The sequence below is a fragment of the Sphingosinicella microcystinivorans genome (assembly GCF_003634215.1).
GTDB lineage: Bacteria > Pseudomonadota > Alphaproteobacteria > Sphingomonadales > Sphingomonadaceae > Sphingosinicella > Sphingosinicella microcystinivorans.
In genome coordinates, this window is sequence record NZ_RBWX01000007.1 from 469,535 (window position 1) to 491,982 (window position 22,448).

Consider the following 22,448-nt stretch of genomic DNA (forward strand, 5'->3'; position numbering starts at 1 on the left):
CTCAGTCCTTCGCGAACAGGTTTTGGGGCGCGCGCATCGCCTTGAATTCGAGCGCATTGCCGCTGGGATCAAAGAAAAACATCGTCGCCTGCTCGCCGACTTCGCCGGCGAAGCGGATGTGCGGCGCAATCTCGAAGTGGACGCCCGCGTCGCCGAGCCTTTCGGCAAGCGCATGAAAACTGTTCCAATCCAGAACGATGCCAAAATGCGGCACGGGCACCTGGTCGCCGTCCACCGGATTGCGGTGGATGCTGCCCGGCGGGGCGAGGTGTGCGACGATCTGGTGGCCGAAGAAGTCGAAATCCACCCAGCTGTCGGACGAGCGTCCCTCGGGACAGCCCATCAGATCGCCGTAGAAGCGGCGGGCGGCGGCAAGATCATCGACGGGAAAGGCCAGATGGAACGGCTGAAGGGTCATGGGCGCGACAGTGGCAAGCCCCTGCCGGGCACGCAAGGCCCTAGAAGGAGCGCTCCAGACGCCCGAGCAGCGCGCGTGCCGGGGAGAGCGGTACTTCGGTGGCGAACTGGTCGTCGAGGCGCTTCACGCGCTCGTAGAGGTCGCGACTCGCTTCGATGATTTCGCGGGCGCGCGGGGGAAGCTGCCCCAGGCGCGTGGAATCGAGTTCGGTGTCGCCGGCGCGGCCGAGTCGGCGTTCGGGCGCCTCGCCCTCGGCCTCGGTCATTTCGCCTGCCGCCACGGCCTTGCGGACGAGGAGCCATGAAACGACGTGCATCAGCCGTGTCGTTACGCGCAGAGACTCGCACGAATACGCGACGCGCAGCACAGGATCGAGCGCTGCGCGCTCCAGCTGGCCTTCGGAATCGAAGTAGCTGCGTGCCTCGTCTGCAAGCAGCATTGCCTCCGTATAGAGGGCAGCCACCAGCTTCGCTGTGATCGGCGTGTGTTCGTTCATCATCGTTGCCGCGAGTGAATCGCGCCTTGTCGTTCCCGGGTCAACGGACATCTTGAAACAAAAGGGGTTAACAACCACCTCATCAGCGCCGGCGAAGGGATGCCCGAGATGGGGTCCGAGCGTCCGGCAAGGCCCAGCCATATGGTGGGCTGAAGGACCGCATATTGCTTTGAATTGAAAGGATATGGACATGCGTACATTCGATCTGACCCCGCTGCTTCGCTCGTCGATCGGCTTCGAAAACCTCAGCCGGCTCGCGGAATTCGCCGCGCGCGGCGACGAGGGCGGCGGATACCCCCCCTACAACATCGAAAAGACCGGCGAGAGCGCGTACCGCATCCAGATGGCGGTGGCGGGCTTCGCTGAGAGCGAACTCGACATCACGGTTCAGGAAAACACGCTGATCGTGACCGGCAAGACCGCCGAGACGGAGAACGGCGACCGCCAGTTCCTGCACCGCGGCATCGCCAAGCGTGCTTTCGAGCGCCGCTTCCAGCTCGCCGACGTCATCAAGGTGACAGGCGCGAACTATGAGCACGGTCTTCTCAACATCGATCTCGTCCGCGAGATTCCGGAGGAGAAGAAGCCGCGCAAGGTCGTCATCGGCGGCCAGAGCGGTTCGCAGGTGATCGAAGGCAAGCGCGAAGCCGCCTGAACCTGTTGAATTGCATTGAAAAAGGCCGGGGACGAATGCCCCCGGCCTTTTTTGTTGTTATGCGGCCGCCTGGCGCGGGTTGGCGTTTGCGGGCGGACCTTTGAGCGCCGTGACAAAGTCGTCGCGCCAGGCAATCACATCCTCGTCGCGAACGCTTTGCACCATGCTCTGCCAGCGCCGGATACGCTCCTCACGCGGCATGGACAGCGCGGTGTTGATGGCATCGCCCACCTCTTCGCTGCTGTGCGGGTTGACGAGGAGTGCCTCGGCAAGTTGCAGCGCGGCGCCCGCGAAGCGCGAGAGAATGAGAACGCCCGGGTCCTCCGGGTCTTGTGCTGCGACATATTCCTTGGCGACGAGGTTCATGCCGTCCCGAAGTGGCGTCACGAGCCCCACGCGGGATGCGCGGTAGAAGCCAGCCAGCTCCGCCCTGGAATAGCCCTGGTTCACGTACCGGATCGGCACCCAGTCGACGTCCGCATGGGCACCGTTGATGTGGCCGGCCGACTGCTCCAGCGTGTTGCGGATGTCCTGATACGTGTTGACGTCCTCGCGGGAGGGGGGCGCGATCTGGAGCAGCACGACATCTTTCGCTGCCTCCGGGTGTTCGGTCAGGAAGCGGTGATACGATTCGAAGCGCTCGACGAGGCCCTTGGAATAGTCGAGCCGGTCGACACCGATGATGACCTTTTTCCCGTCGGCGCTTGATTTCAGCCGTTCGAACGCGCGCTTGGCGATGTCGCTTTCGGCGGCCGCCATGAACTCGGCGTAATCGATGCCGATGGGAAAGGCGCGCGCCACCACGCGGCGGCCATTCCATTCGACCGTACCGTCGTCCGAAACCGTGCCTCCAAGCTCCTTTTCGACATAATGATTGAAGGATTCGAGCCATTCTCGCGACTGGAAGCCTATCACGTCGTAGTGGAGCATGTGTTCGACCAGACGCTCGTGGAACGGCAGGGATACGAACAGGCGTGTCGGCGGCCACGGAATATGCAGGAAGAGCCCGATTCGGTTGTTCATCCCGCGGTCTCGGAGGAACTTCCCGAGCGGCAGCAGGTGATAGTCGTGTATCCAGACGAGGTCGTCCGGTTCCACGAGGGGCGTCACACTGTCGGCGAAGCGCTGATTTACGCGTTCGTAGCCGGCGCCAAAGCTGCGTTCATATTCAGTGAGATCCACGCGATAGTGGAACAGCGGCCAAAGCGTCCGGTTCGCGTAGCCGTTGTAATATTCGTCGATGTCCTGATGTTCGAGGTCGATCGTGGCGGTCGTCACGCCGTGTTGGCGCTGCATGTTGAGGTGGCCGGTGAACGTTTCGGTTTCGTTTCCCGACCAGCCGAACCATATCCCGCGGTGTTCACGGAGCGCGGCGGCCAGCGCGACGGCGAGCCCCCCCTGGGCGCCCTTCGAATCGGCCGCTTTTGGAACGGAAACGCGGTTCGAAACGACGATAAGGCGGTTCATCGGATGGTACTCCAGGGTTTCGACAGCAATCCTGCGCAGTTGATGATTCCCACCAGCGAATAGGTCTGCGGATAGTTCCCCCACAGTTCGCCGGTCTCGAAGTCCATGTCTTCGGACAGCAGGCTTGCATCTGTCGTGTGCTCCAGCATCCGTTCGAAAAGGCCGCGCGCCTCACTCTCGCGCCCACTCAGGCAGAGTGCCTCTATCAGCCAGAACGTACAGAAATTGAACGCAGTTTCCGGTTTTCCGAAATCGTCCTCCGTGTCGTAGCGCAGCATATGCTCGCCGCGGCGCAGTGCCTTTTCAGCCGCCGCGAAGGTTGCGGCCATGCGGGGGTCATCGGCCGGCAGAAAGCGCAGATCGACCAGCTGGAGCAGGCTCGCATCGAGTTCGTTGCCGCCGAAGGAGGCGCCGAAGTGCCCGGCGTCTTCCGACCAGGCGCGGGTCTCGATCGTCTCGCGGATAGCGGCGGCACGACCGCCCCAGTAGCGTTCGCGCTCTTCGAGGCCGAAAATACGCGCCGCGTTCTCCAATCGGTCGCACGCTGCCCAACTCATAACCGCGCTGTATGTGTGAACGGCGGTGCGTGTGCGGAATTCCCACAGGCCGGCGTCGGGCGTGTCGTGTCGCAGCCATGCCATTTCGCCGACGTGCTCCAGGCTGTGAAAGTCGTCGAGGTTGCCCATTCTGAGCAGCCGTCGATCGACGAATGCCTGGATGTTGGGCAGCACGATCTGGCCAAACACGTCGTGCTGGACCTGCGTATAAGCGGCATTGCCGACACGCACCGGGCCCATGCCGCGATAGCCGGCGAGGCTGCCCGCGATCGTTTCGTCCAGCGTGCGCTCGCCCGACACGCCATAGAGCGGCTGAAGCTGTCCGTCTGCAGCGTCGACGATGTTGCGCAGGTAGGCGAGGTATTTTTCCAGGACATCGAGCGCACCAAGCCGATTCAGCGCCTGCACCGTATAATAGGCATCGCGGATCCAGCAGTAGCGGTAGTCCCAGTTCCGCCCCGAGCCTGCAGCCTCCGGGATAGATGTGGTCAGCGCGGCAACGATCGCGCCGGTTTCTTCGTGCTGGCAGAGCTTGAGCGTGATCGCGGCGCGGATCACATGGTCCTGCCATTCAAGGGGTGTCGCGAGGCCGCGGACCCACTGCATCCAGTAGGACTCGGTACGGTCCAGCATGGCCTGCACCTCGTAGGCGACATTGCCGGCGAAGGGCTCATCGGGCCCGAGGAAGAAGTGCAAGGGACGTTCGAGCCGGAACGGACGGCTATCGAGAACATAGCCGACCGGCGCATCGGTTGTCAGACGCAGCGTCTGGTCGTCGAGCAGGTACCGGACGTGGTTGGTGCCGCTGGTGCGCGGCGCAAGTTCCCGCCCGTATCCGCGCATCGGAGCAAGATGAATCCTGAGCCGCGGCGACCCTGCGACCGGCTTTACGACACGCACCCAGGCGACGGGCCGGTACATGCGTCCTGAGCGTTCGAAACGCGGACAGAAGTCGATGATGTCGACAGCGCCGCCGGATTCATCCTCAAGCCGGGTGACCAGAATGGGGGTGTTGCGCCGATAGGCCTGCCGCGCAGAAACCTGCCCTTCGAGCGAAATTGCCCAGGCGCCGTTCGCGTGGTCGCCTGGGTCGTTGTTGAGGAGCGCACAAAAAGCAGGGTCGCCGTCGACCCGTGGAACGCAGCCCCAAACAAGGCGCCCGGCGGTGTCGATGAGCCCGCTCACCTGGCAGTTGCCGACGGGCCAGAGATCAAGACTGCTCATATGTGCCCCAACCACTTGTGAACGGCGTTCACATCACCAAGGCTTGCCGTCGCGGCGGTCCCGGCACGTGTGCCGACGAGAATCCCGAAACCGCCGTGCGCCGCGGCGGCCCGGAAGCCGTCCTCGTCTGTCAGGTCGTCGCCGATGAACACGGGCGTGCTGCCTCGGAATCCGGGCGTTGCCATCAGCGATGCCACGATGCCTCCCTTGTCGATGCCCGGAGGCATGAGTTCGGCAACCATTTTGCCGGCCCTCATCTCAAGCCCGTAGCGCGTGCCGAGCTGCCGGGCGAAAGCTTCCACGGTTGCGCCGGCTGTCGGCTTCTGCCGATAGTGAAAGGCGAAGCCGAGAGGCTTGGTTTCGAGCAGAAGCCCGTGCGCGGCGGCAAAGGCGCTCGCTTCCAAGTGCGCCTGACGCGGGAATGCTGAGCCTGGAGGCGCGTTCGCGTCGGCGGCGGCAAGACGCAGTTCGCCGCCGTGAGAGCCCGAGAGGGTAAGGCGGCGTGTGCCGAGGTGACGGTCGAGATCCGCAAGCGCGCGACCGCTGACAATCGCAAGCCGCCCTTCGAGGGCGGCAGCGGCGCGCTCGAGCAGGTCTATCAAGCCTGATCCGAGCTCGATGGCATCCGGTGCATGCGCAAATTCGACAAGCGTGCCGTCGAAATCGAGGAAAACCGACAGGCGCTCGATCATTCCGGGCAGGGGCGGCGGCGGCGGCGTCCGCGCGTCGTTTGTTGAAGTCTCTGCGGAAGAATCGATGCCCATGTGATGCGCGATGAAGAACGTCCTTCGGCTGCCTTCGGTTCCTCCATTGTGGAGGCAGCGCACCTGCCGGATCAACCCCGCATGCACATCAAACGACAGGACTTGCGTGCAGGAAAGCCGCCGACTATAGACGCGGCTCCCGGGCTCTAGGAGTGTAGCTCAGTTGGTAGAGCATCGGTCTCCAAAACCGAGGGCCGTGGGTTCGAGTCCCTCCACTCCTGCCAGTCTCCGATAGGCGAGCAGTTTTGGGGCTCGGGAACGAGTAGAGGTTCACCAGTCAACCGGCGCCGCCCGGAAGAGAAGGGCGCTGCCGGTCGGCTGTTTTTGTTTGGGAATTGAGCGCGTTAGATGGCTAAGATGACCAATCCGGGCACGTTCGTGCGGCAGGTTCGTCAGGAGACCGCAAAGGTATCCTGGCCGACGCGCCGCGAGACGATCGTGACGACGATCATGGTGCTTATCATGACCACCATCCTGTCGCTGTTCTTCCTGGGCGTCGATCAGGTGCTGGGCCGAATCGTTCAGTTCCTGCTCGATTTTGCGAAGTAAACGGGGAAGGTTCGAAAACGGGTATGGCCGCGCGCTGGTACATCATTCACGCCTACTCGAACTTCGAGAACAAGGTCCGCGATTCGATCCTCGACGAGGCGAAGCGGCTCGGCCTTGAAGCGCTCGTCGAGCAGGTCGAAGTGCCCACCGAAACCGTGACGGAAGTCCGCCGCGGCAAGAAGGTGCAGGCTGAGCGGAAGTATTTCCCCGGCTATGTGCTGGCGAAGCTGCACATGACCGACGACGTGTTCCACCTTGTGAAGAACACGCCGAAGGTGACGGGTTTCCTCGGCGCGAGCGGCAAGCCCTCGCCGATCAGCGAGGCCGAAGCAGCGCGCATCCTTTCGACCAAGGGTCACCACATCGAAGCGCCGAAGGCGAAGATGAAGGTGAACTTCGAGATCGGCGACGAAGTGCGCGTGCTCGACGGCCCGTTCGCCAGCTTCAACGGCCTCGTGGAAGAGATCGATTTCGATCGCGCCCGCGTGAAGGTTTCGGTGTCGATCTTCGGGCGTGCGACGCCTGTCGAGCTCGACTTCGAGCAGGTCGAGCGTACGAAGTAGTTTTTTACCCCTCGCCGTTAAGGGGAGGGGCGTTGCCTGCGGGAGGCTGCCTTCGGGTGGCCGTCTGGACCGCTAAACTTGAAAGAGAGTGAGACCAATGGCCAAGAAGATCACCGGCTATATCAAGCTGCAGGTGCCGGCTGCCGCTGCCACCCCGTCGCCGCCCCTCGGGCCGGCGCTCGGTCAGCGCGGCGTCAACATCATGGAATTCTGCAAGGCGTTCAACGCCCAGACGCAGGAAATGGAAAAGGGTGCTCCGGTGCCGACGGTCATCACCGTCTACGCCGACCGCAGCTTCTCCTTCGTCACCAAGACGCCGCCCGCCACCTTCCTTCTGAAGAAGGCAGCGAACCTCAAGTCCGGCTCCAAGACGCCGGGCAAGGCGAGCGCCGGAACGATCAAGCGTTCCGCCGTTCGTGAGATCGCGCAGGCGAAGATGGTCGATCTGTCGGCAAACGACATCGACGCGGCAATGAAGATCATCGAAGGCTCCGCCCGCTCGATGGGTCTCGAAGTGGTGGAGGGCTGAACATGGCCAAGCTGACGAAGAAGGCCAAGGCGCTGGCCGGCAAGGTTGACCGTGAGAAGCTCTACGGCATCGACGAAGCCATCGCGCTGGTGAAGAGCCTCGCGAGTTCCAAGTTCGACGAGACCGTCGAAGTTGCTCTGAACCTCGGTGTCGACCCGCGTCACGCCGACCAGATGGTGCGCGGCGTCGTCCGTCTGCCGAGCGGCACGGGCAAGGACGTTCGCGTTGCCGTGTTCGCACGCGGCGACAAGGCTGAAGACGCGAAGAAGGCGGGTGCCGAGGTCGTCGGCGCCGAAGACCTGATGGAAGAGATACAGGGCGGCCGCAGCGACTTCGACCGCGTCATCGCGACGCCCGACATGATGGGCATCGTCGGCCGCCTCGGCAAGGTGCTCGGCCCCAAGGGCCTGATGCCGAACCCGAAGCTGGGCACCGTTACCCCGAACGTCGCCGAAGCCGTGGAAGCGGCCAAGGGCGGCCAGGTGGAGTTCCGCGTCGAGAAGGCCGGCATCATCCACAGCGGCATCGGCAAGGTGAGCTTCGACGACGCGGCGCTGAAGGCGAACTTCGACGCCTTCGTCGACGCCATCGTCAAGGCGAAGCCGGCGGGCGCCAAGGGCAAGTATGTTCGCAAGATCGCCATCAGCTCCACGATGGGGCCGGGCGTGAAGATCGACACGGCGACCGCAGGCGCGGCCGCCTAAATAGCATCGCGGGGCGGGCCGGAGACGGGTCGCCCCAAGATACCGTCCGAGATTGCAGGCGTTTCCGAGAGGAAGCTCAAAACGCCAGCCTGCATGAGACGGGGACAAGTTTTACCGGTTGCAGCCGTGCGATGGCGAACCGGGTCTGCCGAAGGGCTCCTTTCGCCCCCATGCAGACGACGACCCCGCGGACGGGCCGAGACCCCCGGAATGGTCCGGGATTTCGGCTCAACCGTCTGGAAGGCGAGCGATCGCCGGAAAGACAAACCAGGAGTGAAGCATGGATCGCGCTGAAAAAAAGGCGCTCGTCGCATCGCTCAACCGCGTCTTCTCGGAGACCGGGGTTGTCGTCATTACGCGCAACCACGGCCTTACCGTCGCCCAGGTGACGGCTCTCCGCGGCAAGATGCGCGAGGCGGGCGCGGGCTATAAAGTCGCGAAGAACAAGCTCGCCCGGATCGCACTGGAAGGTACGCCGTACACGGCGATCAGCGACATGCTGGTCGGCCCGACGGCGCTGGCAACGTCGAGTGATCCCGTTGCCGCTGCCAAGGCAGCCGTCGATTTCGCGAAGACCAACGAAAAGTTGGAAATCGTCGGCGGCGCCATGGGGGATACCGTCCTCGATGCGAATGGCATCAAGCAGCTGGCATCGCTGCCGTCGCTTGACGAACTGCGTGGCAAGATCGTTGGCCTTCTCAATGCGCCGGCGACCAAGCTCGTTCAGATCGTCCAGGCGCCCGCAGGCCAGCTGGCCCGTGTCATGGGTGCCTATGCGGCCAAGGACGCCGCGTAAGCCAGTCCGGACAATTGTTCACGACCGATATTGAAACATTGGGCCGATTGGCCCGCATGGAGACTTAAAATGGCAGACCTTCAGAAGATTGTTGACGACCTTTCCGCTCTTACCGTTCTCGAAGCGGCTGAGCTCTCGAAGCTCCTCGAAGAGAAGTGGGGCGTTTCGGCCGCTGCTGCTGTCGCGGTTGCGGCGGCTCCGGGTGGCGGCGGCGACGCCGGCCCGGCTGCGGAAGAGAAGACCGAGTTCGACGTGATCCTCACCGGCGACGGTGGCAAGAAGATCAACGTCATCAAGGAAGTCCGCGCGATCACCAACCTCGGCCTCGGCGAAGCCAAGGCGCTCGTCGAAGGCGCCCCGAAGCCGGTGAAGGAAGGCGTGAACAAGGAAGAAGCCGAGAAGATCAAGAAGCAGCTTGAAGAAGCCGGCGCGACCGTCGAAATCAAGTAAGCTTCACGGCTTATCGAATGAAAGGGCGGTTCCGAAAGGAGCCGCCCTTTTTTCATGCGCGCATAAGCGGCTGATTTCCAAGCCGCGCGTTTGATGTATGGTACAAAGCTACGGACCGGGCGGCAGCCATGCGCAAGATCGAAGACAGAACCTTTCTCGCCCTTATCGTCATTGTTTCACTGGCATTCGCGTGGGTGTTGCTGCCGTTTTTCGGCGCGATCCTGTGGGCGCTGATTGCCGCGATCCTTTTTGAACCGCTCAACCGCCGGCTTCTGGCGAAGCTGCCTGGACGTCCGAACCTCTGCGCGGTCATCTCGCTGCTGGTGATCGTGGCGATGGTGATCCTGCCCGCGATCACGCTGGGCGTTTTCCTGCTGCAGGAAGCGACCGCGATCTATGGGCGCATCGAAGGCGGCCAGATCGACGTGAACGGCTATTTCCGTCAGGTTCAGGCCCTGCTGCCCGACTGGGCCATATCGATGCTACGCCGCTTGGGCCTCGGCAACATCAGCGCCATCCGCGAAAAGATCGCGGATGGCATCGCCGACAGCTTCCAGGTGCTCGCAGCGCAGACTGTCCTGATCGGGCAGCGGACGTTCGGCTTCCTCGTCGGTCTCGGGGTGATGCTGTACCTGATCTTTTTCTTCCTGCGCGATGGAGACGCACTCGTCGAGAAGCTGCGCGCCTCGATCCCCCTGCATCCGGCGCAGCGCAATGCGCTCATCGCCAAGTTCGTGACGGTGATCCGCGCGACCGTGAAAGGCAGCATTGTCGTGGCAATTCTTCAGGGCGCGGTCGGCGGCGTCGTGTTCTGGAGCCTTGGCATCCACGGCGCGCTGCTGTGGGGCGTGCTTATGGGCTTCCTCTCCCTGCTGCCGGCGGTTGGCACGGGGCTCGTTTGGGTGCCGGTCGCCATCTATCTGCTTGTCACCGGCTCGATCTGGCAGGGCGTCGTGCTCGTGTTCTGCGGCTTCTTCGTGATCGGGCTGATCGACAACATCCTGCGCCCGATCCTTGTCGGTCGCGACGCGCGGATGCCCGACTATATCGTACTTGTCTCCACGCTTGGCGGCATCGAACTGTTCGGGCTCAACGGCATCGTCATCGGCCCCGTCATCGCAGCGCTGTTCATGGCGGTTTGGGAGATCGTCGCGGCCGGTCGTCGATCGGGCTGGACCACGGCCTGACGCTTCAATCCTCCAGAATGCGACTGTGGGTGCGCGTGTCGCGCATCCGCAGGTACACGATCAGCGAAATGCCGATCATCGCTGTGACGTACCAGTAGAAGCCCTGCTCCATGCCCTGCGCCTTGAACCAGAGGGCGACATATTCGGCGGTGCCGCCAAAGATCGTGTTGGCGAGCGCGTATGGCAAAGCGACGCCGAGCGCGCGGACGTGCGCCGGGAACAGTTCCGCCTTCACCACGGCGTTGATCGAGGTGTAGCCCGTGACGATGATGAGCGCGCCGAGCACGAGGCCAAAGGCGACGAGCGGGTCTTGCGTCGTCTCCAGAGCCGAGAAGATCGGATAGGTGAAGAGCACGCCTGCGATCCCGAAACCGACCATCAGCGGCTTGCGTCCGATCCGATCCGACAGTGCGCCCGCGATCGGCTGCAGCAACATGAAGACGAACAGCGTGCCCGCATTGATCTGCGAGGCGACTTCGCGGCTGAAGCCGGTTGTATTTACAAGGAATTTTTGCATGTAAATCGAGTATGCGTAGAAGGCGAGCGTGCCGCCCGCCGTGAGCAGCATCACCACCGCGGCTTCGCGCGGATGGCGCAGGAACAACTCGCCGAGGCCGGAAACCGCGATGCCTTCGCGTTTGGCATTGGTGAAGCTCTCCGTTTCGGCAAGGCCGCGCCGGATGTAGAACACCACGATCGCCAGCACGCCGCCGATCGCGAACGGGATGCGCCAGCCCCAGCTGTCGAGCGCGCCTTCCGGCAATACGGCCTGCAGCACAAGCAGTACGCAAATTGCCAGCAACTGCCCGGAAATCAGCGTCACGTACTGAAAGCTGGAAAAGAAGCCGCGCCGGTCGCGCCCGGCCATTTCGGAAAGGTAGGTGGCGCTCGCGCCGTACTCGCCGCCGACCGAAAGGCCCTGCATCATGCGCGCGAGGACGAGGAGGGCAGGGGCGAACACGCCGATCGCCTGATAGTCCGGCGTCAATGCGATGAGCAGCGAGCCCGCGCACATCAGTGTGACGGAGAGGGTGAGGCCCGCCTTGCGCCCATGCCTGTCGGCATAGATGCCCATGATCCACGCACCGATCGGGCGCATCAGGAAGCCGACGGCGAACACGGCGGCACTGCTCATAAGCTGCGCGGTACGGTCACCTTCAGGGAAGAAGTGCGGCGCGAAGTAAAGCGCGAAGGCCGCATAGACATACCAGTCGTACCATTCCACAAGGTTGCCGGTGGCGCCGCCGATGATGGATTTCAGGCGTTTACGACTGTCTGCGGCCTTTGAATCGGTCATGTGGCGACGCTCTCCCCCGTGATATGTGGGCCCACTGTTAGGAGAGCGCGCGCCGGACCGAAAGGGACTCTTGCGCGGAGGGTTTGACAGAGCCGCCTGCGGCTCCTATATCCCGCTTCCTTCCACAGCCTTTCGGGAAATGATGCGCCTTCGCGCAGCGCATCGCACGAATGGATCGGCTGCGGCTTGATGCGGAAAGCTGCGGTTCTCCCGGATGCGGGGGAGCCTGCGGCTTTTTTCGCGTCAGCGCCTGACGAATTTTGAAGAGCAAGGGCGACAAACAGCATGGCCACCCAGGCGAAATCCTTCACCGGTAAAAAGCGCGTCCGCAAGGTCTTCGGCCACATTGCCGAAGTCGTGCAGATGCCGAACCTCATCGAGGTGCAGCGCGAATCCTATGAGCAGTTCCTGCGCTCGGATCCGTCGCGCGGTTATGTCTCGGGTCTTGAAAAGACCCTGCGGTCGGTCTTCCCGATCCGCGACTTCGCCGGCACCGCCGAGTTGGATTTCGTCAACTACGAGCTCGAAGAGCCGAAGTACGACACCGACGAGTGCCGCCAGCGCGGCATGACCTATGCAGCGCCGATGCGCGTGACGCTGCGCCTCATCGTGTTCGAAATCGATCCCGATACGGAAAGCCGCTCCGTCCTCGATATCAAGGAGCAGGACGTTTACATGGGCGACATGCCGCTCATGACCGAGAACGGCACGTTCATCGTGAACGGCACCGAGCGCGTGATCGTTTCGCAGATGCACCGTTCGCCGGGCGTGTTCTTCGATCACGACCGCGGCAAGACGCACAGCTCGGGCAAGTTCCTGTTCGCCGCGCGCGTCATTCCGTACCGCGGCTCGTGGCTTGACTTCGAGTTCGACGCCAAGGACATCGTGAACGTCCGTATCGACCGCAAGCGCAAGCTGCCGGTGACGACGCTGCTCTATGCGCTCGGCATGAACAGCGAGGACATCCTCAACGAGTTCTACGGCCGCGTGACCTACAAGCGCGCCGAAGGCGGCTGGAAGGTGCCGTTCCTCGCCGATCAGTGGCGCGGCAACAAGCCGCTGTTCGACATCGTCGACGCCAAATCGGGTGAGATCGTCTTCGAGCAGGGCAAGAAGATCACGCCCCGTGCCGCCAAGAAGGCCGAAAACGACGGTCTTTCCGAGCTGCTGATCCCGACTGAGGAAATCTTCGGCCGCTATTCAGCGTTCGATCTCGTCAACGACAAGACCGGCGAGATTTACATCGAAGCCGGTGACGAGGTGACGGAAGAGAACCTCGCGAAGCTCGACGCCGCCGGGATCGGCGACATCGACCTGCTCGACATCGACCATGTCAACATCGGCGCGTGGATGCGCAACACGCTGATGGCGGACAAGGTGGAAGAGCGCGACCACGCGCTTGCCGAAATCTACCGCGTCATGCGCCCCGGCGAACCGCCGACGCGCGAGACGGCGGAAGGCATGTTCGCCGGCCTGTTCTTCGATCCGGAGCGCTACGACCTCTCGGCCGTTGGCCGCGTGAAGATGAACATGCGCCTCGACCTCGATGCCGAGGACACGGTGACGACACTCCGCAACGAAGACATTCTTGCGGTTGTGAAGACGCTCGTGGAGCTGAAGGACGGCAAGGGCGACATCGACGACATCGACAATCTCGGCAACCGCCGCGTGCGTTCGGTGGGCGAGCTGCTGGAAAACCAGTATCGCGTCGGTCTGCTCCGTATGGAGCGCGCCGTGAAGGAGCGCATGTCTTCGGTCGATATCGAAACGACGATGCCGAACGACCTCATCAACGCGAAGCCGGCTGTGGCCGCAGTGCGTGAGTTCTTCGGTTCCTCGCAGCTCTCGCAGTTCATGGACCAGACGAACCCGCTCTCCGAAGTGACGCACAAGCGCCGCGTTTCGGCGCTCGGGCCGGGCGGTCTCACCCGCGAGCGCGCGGGCTTCGAGGTTCGCGACGTTCACCCGACGCACTATGGCCGTATCTGCCCGATCGAAACGCCGGAAGGCCCGAACATCGGTCTTATCAACAGCCTCGCGACGTTCAGCCGCGTCAACAAGTACGGCTTCATCGAAACGCCGTACCGCAAGGTCGTCGACGGCAAGGTGACGAACGAAGTCATCTACCTCTCGGCGATGGAAGAGGCGAAGCACACGATCGCGCAGGCGAACGCCGAGCTCGATGGTGAAGGCCGTCTCGTCGAGGATCTCGTTTCCGCGCGTGAAGCGGGAGAGTTCCTGATGGCGCCGAAGGGCCACATCACGCTGATGGACGTCAGCCCCAAGCAGCTCGTTTCGGTTGCCGCGTCGCTCATTCCGTTCCTGGAAAACGACGACGCCAACCGCGCGCTCATGGGATCGAACATGCAGCGTCAGGCCGTGCCGCTGCTCCGCGCCGAGGCGCCGTTCGTCGGCACCGGCATGGAAGGCACCGTGGCGCGCGATTCGGGCGCCGCGATCGCTGCGCGCCGCACGGGCATCATCGATCAGGTCGACGCGACCCGTATCGTTATCCGCGCGACGGAAGAGAGCGATGCCGGCAAGTCGGGCGTGGACATCTACACGCTGCAGAAGTTCCAGCGTTCGAACCAGAACACCTGCATCAACCAGCGTCCGCTGGTGAAGGTGGGCGACATGGTCCAGCGCGGCGACATCATCGCCGACGGTCCTTCGACGCAGCTCGGTGAGCTCGCGCTCGGCCGGAACGTGCTCGTCGCGTTCATGCCATGGAACGGCTACAACTACGAGGACTCCATCCTCATCTCCGAGCGGATCGTGAAGGACGATGTCTTCACCTCGATCCACATCGAAGAGTTCGAAGTGATGGCCCGCGACACCAAGCTAGGGCCAGAGGACATCACGCGCGACATTCCGAACGTCGGTGAGGAAGCGCTCCGCAACCTCGACGAAGCGGGCATCGTGTACATCGGCGCCGAGGTCGAGCCGGGCGACATTCTCGTCGGCAAGATCACGCCGAAGGGCGAAAGCCCGATGACGCCGGAAGAAAAGCTGCTCCGCGCCATCTTCGGCGAGAAGGCGTCGGACGTGCGCGATACCTCGCTCAAGCTGCCGCCGGGCGTTGCCGGTACGGTCGTTGAGGTGCGTGTGTTCAACCGTCACGGCATCGACAAGGACGAGCGCGCGCTCCAGATCGAGCGCGAGGAGATCGAGCGTCTCGAGAAGGACCGCGACGACGAACGCGCCATCCTCGATCGGGCGACCTACGCGCGTCTGAAGGATATGCTCATCGGTCAGACTGCTTCGGCCGCGCCGAAGGGCATCAAGAAGGGCGCCGTGATCGACGATGCGATGCTCGCCGAGCAGCCGCGCCGCGAATGGTGGAAGTTCGCCGTGGAGGAGGACAAGCTCCAGTCCGATCTTGAAGCCGTGAAGGCGACGTGGGAAGAGGCACTGAAGAGCCTGGACCGCCGTTTCGCGGAGAAGGTCGAGAAGCTGCAGCGCGGTGACGAGATGTTGCCGGGCGTGCTCAAGATGGTGAAGGTCTTTGTCGCGGTGAAGCGCAAGCTGCAGCCGGGCGACAAGATGGCCGGCCGTCACGGCAACAAGGGCGTCATCAGCCGCATCCTGCCGATCGAGGACATGCCGTTCCTCGACGACGGTACGCATGTGGACATCGTTCTGAACCCACTCGGCGTGCCTTCGCGCATGAACGTGGGTCAGATCTTCGAAACCCACCTCGGCTGGGCCGCGCGCGGTCTTGGGCGTCAGATCAGCGGCATGCTGGAAGACATCCACGCCAAGGCGCAGGGTCTCGACAAGGACGACGCCAAGGGGCTGCGCGACAAGCTGAAGGCCATCTACGGCCAGCAGTACAATGCGGAGATCGACGGCCAGTCCGACGACGAGCTCATGGAACTTGCCACGAACCTCGCTTCGGGTGTGCCGATGGCGACGCCGGTGTTCGACGGCGCCCGCGAGGCGGACGTGTCGAACATGCTGGCGCTCGCCGGTCTCGACCGGTCGGGTCAGGTGGAGCTGTACGACGGCCGCACGGGCGAGATGTTCGACCGCAAGGTGACCGTCGGCTACATCTACATGCTGAAGCTGCACCACCTTGTGGACGACAAGATCCACGCGCGTTCGATCGGGCCGTACAGCCTCGTCACCCAGCAGCCGCTGGGCGGTAAGGCGCAGTTCGGCGGCCAGCGCTTCGGTGAGATGGAAGTGTGGGCGCTGCAGGCTTACGGCGCGGCGTACACGCTGCAGGAAATGCTGACGGTGAAGTCGGACGACGTCGCCGGCCGCACCAAGGTCTACGAGGCGATCGTCAAGGGCGACGACACGTTCGAGGCCGGCATCCCCGAAAGCTTCAACGTGCTCGTCAAGGAAATGCGTTCGCTCGGCCTCAACGTCGAGCTGCGCAACAGCGAGGACGACGAAGCCGAGGCGAAAGCCATCGCGGCCGAGTAAGCAACACGGGAAGAGGGGCCATTTTCGGCGGCCCGTGCCCCTCTTCCTCCCAAGCAAGGCTTGGGCCCCTTCCCTCGCTGCGAAAGCGCGAGGGCTGATCTGGAGGCGGTATGAATCAGGAACTGATGAACTTCTACAACCCGGCGGCGAAGCCGGAGACCTTCGACCAGATCCGCATCGGTCTGGCGAGCCCGGAGCGGATCCGTTCGTGGTCGTTCGGCGAGATCAAGAAGCCGGAGACGATCAACTACCGGACGTTCAAGCCCGAGCGCGACGGCCTGTTCTGCGCGCGCATCTTCGGTCCGATCAAGGACTACGAGTGCCTGTGCGGCAAGTACAAGCGCATGAAGTACAAGGGCATCGTCTGCGAAAAGTGCGGCGTCGAGGTCACCGTCTCCAAGGTGCGCCGCGAGCGCATGGGCCACATCGAGCTGGCCGCGCCGGTTGCGCACATCTGGTTCCTGAAGTCGCTGCCGAGCCGCATCGGCATGCTGCTCGACATCCAGCTCAAGCAGCTGGAGCGCGTGCTTTATTTCGAACAGTTCATCGTGATCGAGCCGGGTCTCACGCCGCTCGAGAAGTATCAGCTGCTCACCGAGGACGAACTCCTCGAAGCGCAGGATGAGCACGGCGAAGACGCCTTCACGGCGGGCATCGGCGCCGAGGCGATCCAGAAGCTGCTCGAAAGCCTCGATCTCGAAGGCGAGAAGAAGATCCTTCTCGAAGAGCTCGCGGTCACCAAGTCCGAGCTGAAGCCCAAGAAGATCATCAAGCGCCTCAAGGTCATCGAGAGCTTCCTTGAATCCGGCAACCGTCCGGAGTGGATGATCCTGAACGTCGTTCCGGTGATCCCGCCTGAACTGCGTCCGCTGGTGCCGCTCGATGGCGGCCGCTTCGCGACGTCGGATCTGAACGACCTCTACCGCCGCGTCATCAACCGCAACAACCGTCTGAAGCGGCTCATCGAGCTGCGCGCGCCGGACATCATCGTCCGCAACGAAAAGCGCATGCTTCAGGAAGCGGTCGATGCGCTGTTCGACAACGGCCGCCGCGGCCGTGTCATCACCGGCGCCAACAAGCGTCCGCTGAAGTCGCTCAGCGACATGCTGAAGGGCAAGCAGGGCCGTTTCCGTCAGAACCTGCTCGGCAAGCGCGTCGACTATTCTGGCCGTTCGGTGATCGTGACGGGTCCGGAGCTGAAGCTCCACCAGTGCGGCCTGCCCAAGAAGATGGCGCTCGAGCTGTTCAAGCCGTTCATCTACTCGCGCCTCGATGCCAAGGGTCTCTCCATGACCCTGAAGCAGGCGAAGAAGTGGGTGGAAAAAGAGCGCAAGGAAGTCTGGGACATCCTCGACGAAGTCATTCGCGAGCACCCGGTCCTTCTGAACCGCGCGCCGACGCTCCACCGCCTCGGCATCCAGGCGTTCGAGCCGGTGCTGATCGAGGGCAAGGCGATCCAGCTGCACCCGCTCGTCTGCTCGGCGTTCAACGCCGACTTCGACGGCGACCAGATGGCCGTGCACGTTCCGCTCAGCCTCGAAGCGCAGCTTGAAGCGCGCGTTCTGATGATGTCCACGAACAACATCCTCAGCCCCGCGAACGGCAAGCCGATCATCGTGCCGTCGCAGGACATGATTCTCGGCCTCTACTACCTCTCGATGGAGCGCAAGGGCGAGCCGGGCGAGGGGATGCTGCTGACGGACATGGTGGAGGTGCACCAGGCGCTGAACGCCAAGGCCGTGACGCTGCATTCGAAGATCACCAGCCGCGTCCCGCAGACGGACGAGGCCGGCAAGACCTACATGAAGCGTTACGAAACGACGCCGGGTCGCATGCTTCTCGGCGAGTGTCTGCCGAAGAACCACAAGGCGCCGTTCGAGATCGTCAACCGTCTCCTCACCAAGAAGGAGATCGCGGACGTTATCGACACCGTCTACCGCGAGTGCGGCCAGAAGGAGACCGTGCTGTTCGCCGACGCGATCATGGGCCTCGGCTTCCGTCACGCCTGCATGGCCGGCATTTCGTTCGGCAAGGACGACATGGTGATCCCGGACGAGAAGGAAGGGATGGTCGACGAGACACGCGCGCTCGTGAAGGACTTCGAACAGCAGTATCAGGACGGTCTGATCACGCAGGGCGAGAAGTACAACAAGGTCGTCGACGCCTGGGCGCGTTGCGGTGACCGTGTTGCCGACGCAATGATGGCGCGCATTTCGGCGCGTCCGGTCGATGAGAACGGGCGCGAATTGCAGATCAACTCGATCTACATGATGGCGCACTCGGGTGCCCGTGGTTCGCAGGCGCAGATGAAGCAGCTTGCGGGTATGCGCGGCCTGATGGCCAAGCCTTCGGGCGAGATCATCGAAACGCCGATCATCTCGAACTTCAAGGAAGGTCTGACCGTCCTTGAGTACTTCAACTCCACGCACGGCGCCCGTAAGGGTCTGGCCGACACCGCGCTCAAGACGGCGAACTCGGGTTACCTCACCCGCCGTCTGGTCGATGTGTCGCAGGATTGCGTGGTGATCGAAGACGATTGCGGCACCGACAACGCACTGACCATCAAGGCCATCGTCGAGGGCGGCACCACCATCGTCTCGCTCGGCGAGCGCATCCTCGGCCGCACGCTGGCCGCGGACGTCGTCGATCACAAGACGAACGAGGTCGTGATGCCGGCGGGCACGCTGCTCACCGAAGCCGAGACGGCAATCGTCGAGGCGGCGGCGCCGCAGTCGGTGCAGATCCGTTCGCCGCTGGTCTGCGAAACGCGTCAGGGCGTTTGCGGTGCCTGCTACGGCCGCGATCTTGCACGCGGTACGCCGGTCAACATCGGCGAAGCGGTGGGTGTCATCGCGGCGCAGTCGATCGGCGAACCGGGCACGCAGCTCACGATGCGTACCTTCCACATCGGTGGTGCGGCGCAGGTCTCCGAGCAGTCGACGCTGGAAGCGAGCTTCGACGGCACGATCGAACACCGCAACCTCGATACGATCACGGACAGCCGCAGCCGTCACATCGCGATGAGCCGCAACGGCGAACTCGCGATCGTCGACATGGATGGTCGCGAGCGTTCGGTGCATCGCATCCCTTACGGTGCGATTCTTGCGAACGCGCCGGGGCACATCGTGTCGAAGGGCGATCGTCTGGCCGAGTGGGATCCGTACACGCTGCCGGTCATCACCGACAAATCGGGTACGGTGAAGTATCAGGACCTGATCGAGGGCGTCTCGCTGACCGAAAACGTCGACGAGGCCACCGGCATCACCAACAAGATGGTGGTCGACTGGCGCAGCCAGCCGAAGTCCGGCGATCTGCGTCCGCGCATCACCCTGCTTGATGAATCGTCGGGCGAAGCGGGCCGCTACATGCTGTCGGTGGACGCCATTCTCTCGGTGAACGAGGGCCAGAAGGTGGAAGCGGGCGACGTGATCGCGCGTATTCCGCGGGAGGCCGCGAAGACCCGCGACATTACCGGCGGTCTGCCGCGCGTCGCGGAACTGTTCGAGGCGCGCAAGCCGAAGGACAATGCGGTTATCGCGCGCTGCGATGGTCGCATCGAGTTCGGGAAGGACTACAAGACCAAGCGCCGCATCATCATCCACCCGGAAGATGGTTCGGATGCGGTCGAGTACATGATCCCGAAGGGCAAGCACATCTCGGTGCAGGAAGGCGACTTCGTGCGTCGCGGCGACTACCTGCTCGACGGCAACCCCGATCCGCACGACATTCTGGACGTGCTGGGCGTGGAAGCTCTCGCCGAATATCTGGTCTGGGAGATCCAGGAGGTCTACCGGCTCCAGGGCGTGAAGATCAACGACAAGCACATCGAGGTGATCGTTCGCCAGATGCTGCAGAAGGTCGAGATCACCGATTCGGGCGGCACGACGCTGCTCGTCGGCGAACAGATCGACGTCGAAGAACTGAACGAGGAAAACATCAAGGCCGCGAAGGAAAAGCGCGATCCTGCGGTGGGCAAGCCCATCCTGCTTGGCATCACCAAGGCGTCGCTGCAGACGCGGTCGTTCATCTCGGCGGCTTCGTTCCAGGAAACGACGCGCGTGCTCACCGAGGCATCGGTGCAGGGCAAGTCGGACACGCTGATGGGTCTCAAGGAGAACGTCATCGTCGGCCGCCTGATCCCGGCCGGCACCGGCGCCGCGCTTGCCCGCGCTCGCATCACGGCATCCAGCCGCGACGCGCAGCTCCGTGCCCGTCAGAAGCGGGCGCTGGATGCGGGGCAGGCTGCGGTCGGCGAAACCGTCGACGCCTGAAGCGCCTCATGATGATGAAAGGGGCCTCGTCGGGAAACCGGCGGGGCTTCTTTCGTTTCTGGCCACAGCGTCGGCGCTCTTTACATCCGTGTCAGGAGACGCTCTGCCCTGCAGAGCGGAAAGACTGGATTTCCGCCCTCCAGCCGTGATGGCACGATACGTGCTTGTCCCATCACGGGACAGGGGGACAGGAGATGGGCCGATGCTCTGGTGGGTCGCGGGCGTAGTTGGTGCGTTGCTCCTTGCTGCGCTGTTGGCGCCGCCGGCGCCGGGCCGCCGGACACTCGGCCGGATAGATTTCGGCGACGAGCCCACGGATAAGGACGAGAACCAGCGGCAAGGCTGAACGCCCCGCTGTTGCTCGCGTCCCTCACCGGTAGGGGTTCCGGCATCCGTCTTATATCAATGTGACTTTCGGGGTTGCATCGAAGTCGCGGAGGCCCGAAAGGCGGGGCCAACGCCGCCGGAGCCTGTCGAAGTCCATGGACACCTGTTGGAATTTGCTCCGCGTATCGACTAACGTCCGGCGCTTTCACAATGCGGAGCGTCATATTGCCTAACAGCGATCTCAGGGTCGCCCTGTTCTCGGGCAACTACAACTACGTGAAGGACGGCGCCAATCAGGCGCTTAACCGGCTCGTCGGCTATCTGCTCAGGCAGGGCGTGACGGTTCGCGTCTATTCGCCGACGATCGAAAACCCTCCGTTCGCGCCGACGGGCGACCTCGTCTCGATTCCGTCCGTGCCCATTCCGGGGCGCGGCGAATACCGGCTCGGGCTCGGGATCGGCGGCGTGAAGGCGGATCTCAAGGCCTTTGATCCGCACATCGTTCACATTGCCTCGCCCGATATCATCGGCCACCGCGCGGTCTCGTGGGCACGGTCGCGGGGGAAGCCGGCGGTCGCATCCGTTCACACGCGCTTCGAAACCTATTTCCGCTACTACCGGATGCACTGGATGCAAACGGTGATCGAAGCCTTGCTGCGCCGCCTCTACCGGCGCTGCGTGGAGATTTATGCGCCTTCGGAAAGCATGGCTGCCGTGCTCACCGATCAGCGCATGAGCCGCAATGTCCATATCTGGAGCCGCGGTATTGACGGCGATCTCTATCGCCCCGATCGGCGCGACATGGAATGGCGGCGAAGCCTCGGCATCGCCGACGAGGACGCGGTGATCCTGTTCGTGGGCCGTCTGGTGCTTGAAAAAGGCCTCGATACGTTCGCGGCGACGCTTGCGGAGCTGGACGCGCGGGACGTGCCCTACAAGGCGCTCTTTGTGGGAGACGGTCCGGCGCGACCGTGGATCGAGGCGCAGGCGCCGCAGGGCATCTTCCTTGGCTTCCAGTCGGGTGAGGCGTTGGCGCGCGCCTATGCCTCGTCGGACGTGATGTTCAATCCGTCGTCCACGGAAACGTTCGGCAATGTGACGCTCGAAGCGATGGCGAGCGGCCTTCCCGTGGTCGCGGCGCGGGCGACCGGCAGCCTCAGTCTGGTGACGCCCGGTCTCAACGGGCAGCTAACGACGCCCGACGACATCCAGGAATCGGCCGATGCGCTCTCCGCCTATATCGCCAACCCGGAAGGCCGCACGGCGGCCGGAAAAGCGGGGCGCGAGATCAGCAAGCGCTTCGATTGGGACGCGATCAACGGCGCGCTGTTGCAGCGCTATCGCACCGTTGTCGCACGCAGCTCTTCAAAAGTCCGACGTTAGCCCCTATATGGGTGTTGCCGTCTTCGGGCGGCTATGGCGATAAATGATGCCGTGAAATAGGTACAGCGGACCCGGGGGCGGTACCCGGCGGCTCCACCAGTTTCGCCGGGCAGGCTATAGCGGCCTGTCCGGACATGGGGCCGAACTAGGATCGACGTGTGCTGAAAGACGGTTTTCTTCGCCCGGCCTGAATGCGCCGTAAAACCGTTCAAAACCTACAAATGCCAACGATAACGAGGCATTCGCGATCGCCGCGTAACTAAAGCCCTTCGGGGAATAGGTTACAAAGCTTAGCGCGGTTCGGGCCGCACCGGGCAACAGAAGCGGACACCAGCGGCACGGGGAGCGCCGGGCAACAGAAGCTCCCCACTTTCATCGTT

General features: G+C 63.2%; 17 protein-coding genes, 1 tRNA gene and 1 other RNA gene. 13 read left to right on the plus strand and 6 right to left on the minus strand.

Translation table 11 applies throughout. The features are described from left to right. Window position 1: 1 nt before the first annotated feature. Window positions 2-418, minus strand: a complete 417-nt coding sequence (locus tag DFR51_RS02680) for a VOC family protein (protein ID WP_121047498.1) — start codon at window positions 416-418, stop codon at window positions 2-4. Between the two features lie 40 nt (window positions 419-458). After that, complete coding sequence (locus DFR51_RS02685; protein WP_121049634.1) at window positions 459-917, minus strand: DUF1465 family protein; 459 nt, start codon at window positions 915-917, stop codon at window positions 459-461. Between the two features lie 187 nt (window positions 918-1,104). Here DFR51_RS02685 and DFR51_RS02690 point away from each other — a divergent pair, with 187 nt between their 5' ends. Next, complete coding sequence (locus DFR51_RS02690; protein ID WP_121049637.1) at window positions 1,105-1,569, plus strand: Hsp20 family protein; 465 nt, start codon at window positions 1,105-1,107, stop codon at window positions 1,567-1,569. A 57-nt stretch (window positions 1,570-1,626) separates the two neighbouring features. On the opposite strand, the gene otsA is transcribed toward DFR51_RS02690, so the two are convergent. The 3 genes from otsA to otsB are packed head-to-tail and all read right to left on the minus strand — an operon-like array spanning window position 1,627 to window position 5,581. Further along, complete coding sequence (gene otsA, locus DFR51_RS02695; protein ID WP_121047499.1) at window positions 1,627-3,036, minus strand: alpha,alpha-trehalose-phosphate synthase (UDP-forming); 1,410 nt, start codon at window positions 3,034-3,036, stop codon at window positions 1,627-1,629. Next, window positions 3,033-4,817 (minus strand): glycoside hydrolase family 15 protein, encoded by a 1,785-nt coding sequence (locus DFR51_RS02700; RefSeq protein ID WP_121047500.1) that lies wholly within the window; start codon window positions 4,815-4,817, stop codon window positions 3,033-3,035. The genes otsA and DFR51_RS02700 overlap by 4 nt, the downstream gene beginning before the upstream one ends. Continuing rightward, complete coding sequence (gene otsB / locus DFR51_RS02705; protein WP_243445586.1) at window positions 4,814-5,581, minus strand: trehalose-phosphatase; 768 nt, start codon at window positions 5,579-5,581, stop codon at window positions 4,814-4,816. The genes DFR51_RS02700 and otsB overlap by 4 nt, the downstream gene beginning before the upstream one ends. Before the next feature lie 148 nt (window positions 5,582-5,729). Here otsB and DFR51_RS02710 point away from each other — a divergent pair. The 8 genes from DFR51_RS02710 to DFR51_RS02745 all read left to right on the plus strand — a co-directional run bounded on the left by DFR51_RS02710 (window position 5,730) and on the right by DFR51_RS02745 (window position 10,359). Then, window positions 5,730-5,805 (plus strand) — tRNA-Trp (locus DFR51_RS02710). Between the two features lie 124 nt (window positions 5,806-5,929). Continuing rightward, complete coding sequence (secE, locus tag DFR51_RS02715) at window positions 5,930-6,130, plus strand: preprotein translocase subunit SecE (protein ID WP_121047501.1); 201 nt, start codon at window positions 5,930-5,932, stop codon at window positions 6,128-6,130. A gap of 23 nt (window positions 6,131-6,153) precedes the next feature. Continuing rightward, window positions 6,154-6,693: a transcription termination/antitermination protein NusG gene (gene nusG, locus DFR51_RS02720; RefSeq protein WP_121047502.1), complete on the plus strand. Its 540-nt coding sequence runs from the start codon at window positions 6,154-6,156 to the stop codon at window positions 6,691-6,693. A gap of 97 nt (window positions 6,694-6,790) precedes the next feature. After that, complete coding sequence (gene rplK / locus DFR51_RS02725; RefSeq protein ID WP_121047503.1) at window positions 6,791-7,222, plus strand: 50S ribosomal protein L11; 432 nt, start codon at window positions 6,791-6,793, stop codon at window positions 7,220-7,222. Between the two features lie 2 nt (window positions 7,223-7,224). Next, window positions 7,225-7,926: a 50S ribosomal protein L1 gene (rplA, locus tag DFR51_RS02730; protein ID WP_121047504.1), complete on the plus strand. Its 702-nt coding sequence runs from the start codon at window positions 7,225-7,227 to the stop codon at window positions 7,924-7,926. A gap of 280 nt (window positions 7,927-8,206) precedes the next feature. Continuing rightward, window positions 8,207-8,722 (plus strand): 50S ribosomal protein L10, encoded by a 516-nt coding sequence (gene rplJ / locus DFR51_RS02735; RefSeq protein ID WP_121047505.1) that lies wholly within the window; start codon window positions 8,207-8,209, stop codon window positions 8,720-8,722. Window positions 8,723-8,791: 69 nt separating this feature from the next. Next, window positions 8,792-9,172 carry a 50S ribosomal protein L7/L12 gene (rplL, locus tag DFR51_RS02740; RefSeq protein WP_121047506.1) on the plus strand — a complete coding sequence of 127 codons (381 nt, stop codon included), beginning with the start codon at window positions 8,792-8,794 and terminating at the stop codon, window positions 9,170-9,172. A 128-nt stretch (window positions 9,173-9,300) separates the two neighbouring features. Further along, window positions 9,301-10,359 (plus strand): AI-2E family transporter, encoded by a 1,059-nt coding sequence (locus tag DFR51_RS02745; protein WP_121047507.1) that lies wholly within the window; start codon window positions 9,301-9,303, stop codon window positions 10,357-10,359. Window positions 10,360-10,363: 4 nt separating this feature from the next. Here the strand turns inward: DFR51_RS02745 and DFR51_RS02750 are convergent, their stop codons facing one another. Beyond that, the gene (locus DFR51_RS02750) at window positions 10,364-11,656 is read right to left on the minus strand and encodes an MFS transporter (RefSeq protein WP_121047508.1); all 1,293 of its coding nucleotides are present in this window, start codon (window positions 11,654-11,656) and stop codon (window positions 10,364-10,366) included. Window positions 11,657-11,941: 285 nt separating this feature from the next. Here DFR51_RS02750 and rpoB point away from each other — a divergent pair, with 285 nt between their 5' ends. From rpoB to ssrA, 4 genes are all read left to right on the plus strand, one after another. After that, window positions 11,942-16,087: a DNA-directed RNA polymerase subunit beta gene (gene rpoB / locus DFR51_RS02755; RefSeq protein ID WP_121047509.1), complete on the plus strand. Its 4,146-nt coding sequence runs from the start codon at window positions 11,942-11,944 to the stop codon at window positions 16,085-16,087. 110 nt (window positions 16,088-16,197) lie between these two features. Further along, on the plus strand, window positions 16,198-20,358 hold the full coding sequence (gene rpoC, locus DFR51_RS02760; protein ID WP_121047510.1) for a DNA-directed RNA polymerase subunit beta': 4,161 nt from the start codon (window positions 16,198-16,200) through the stop codon (window positions 20,356-20,358). A gap of 552 nt (window positions 20,359-20,910) precedes the next feature. Beyond that, window positions 20,911-22,068 (plus strand): glycosyltransferase family 4 protein, encoded by a 1,158-nt coding sequence (locus DFR51_RS02765; RefSeq protein WP_160119124.1) that lies wholly within the window; start codon window positions 20,911-20,913, stop codon window positions 22,066-22,068. Further along, window positions 22,046-22,400: a transfer-messenger RNA gene (gene ssrA, locus DFR51_RS02770) on the plus strand. The genes DFR51_RS02765 and ssrA overlap by 23 nt, the downstream gene beginning before the upstream one ends. Window positions 22,401-22,448: the final 48 nt, after the last annotated feature.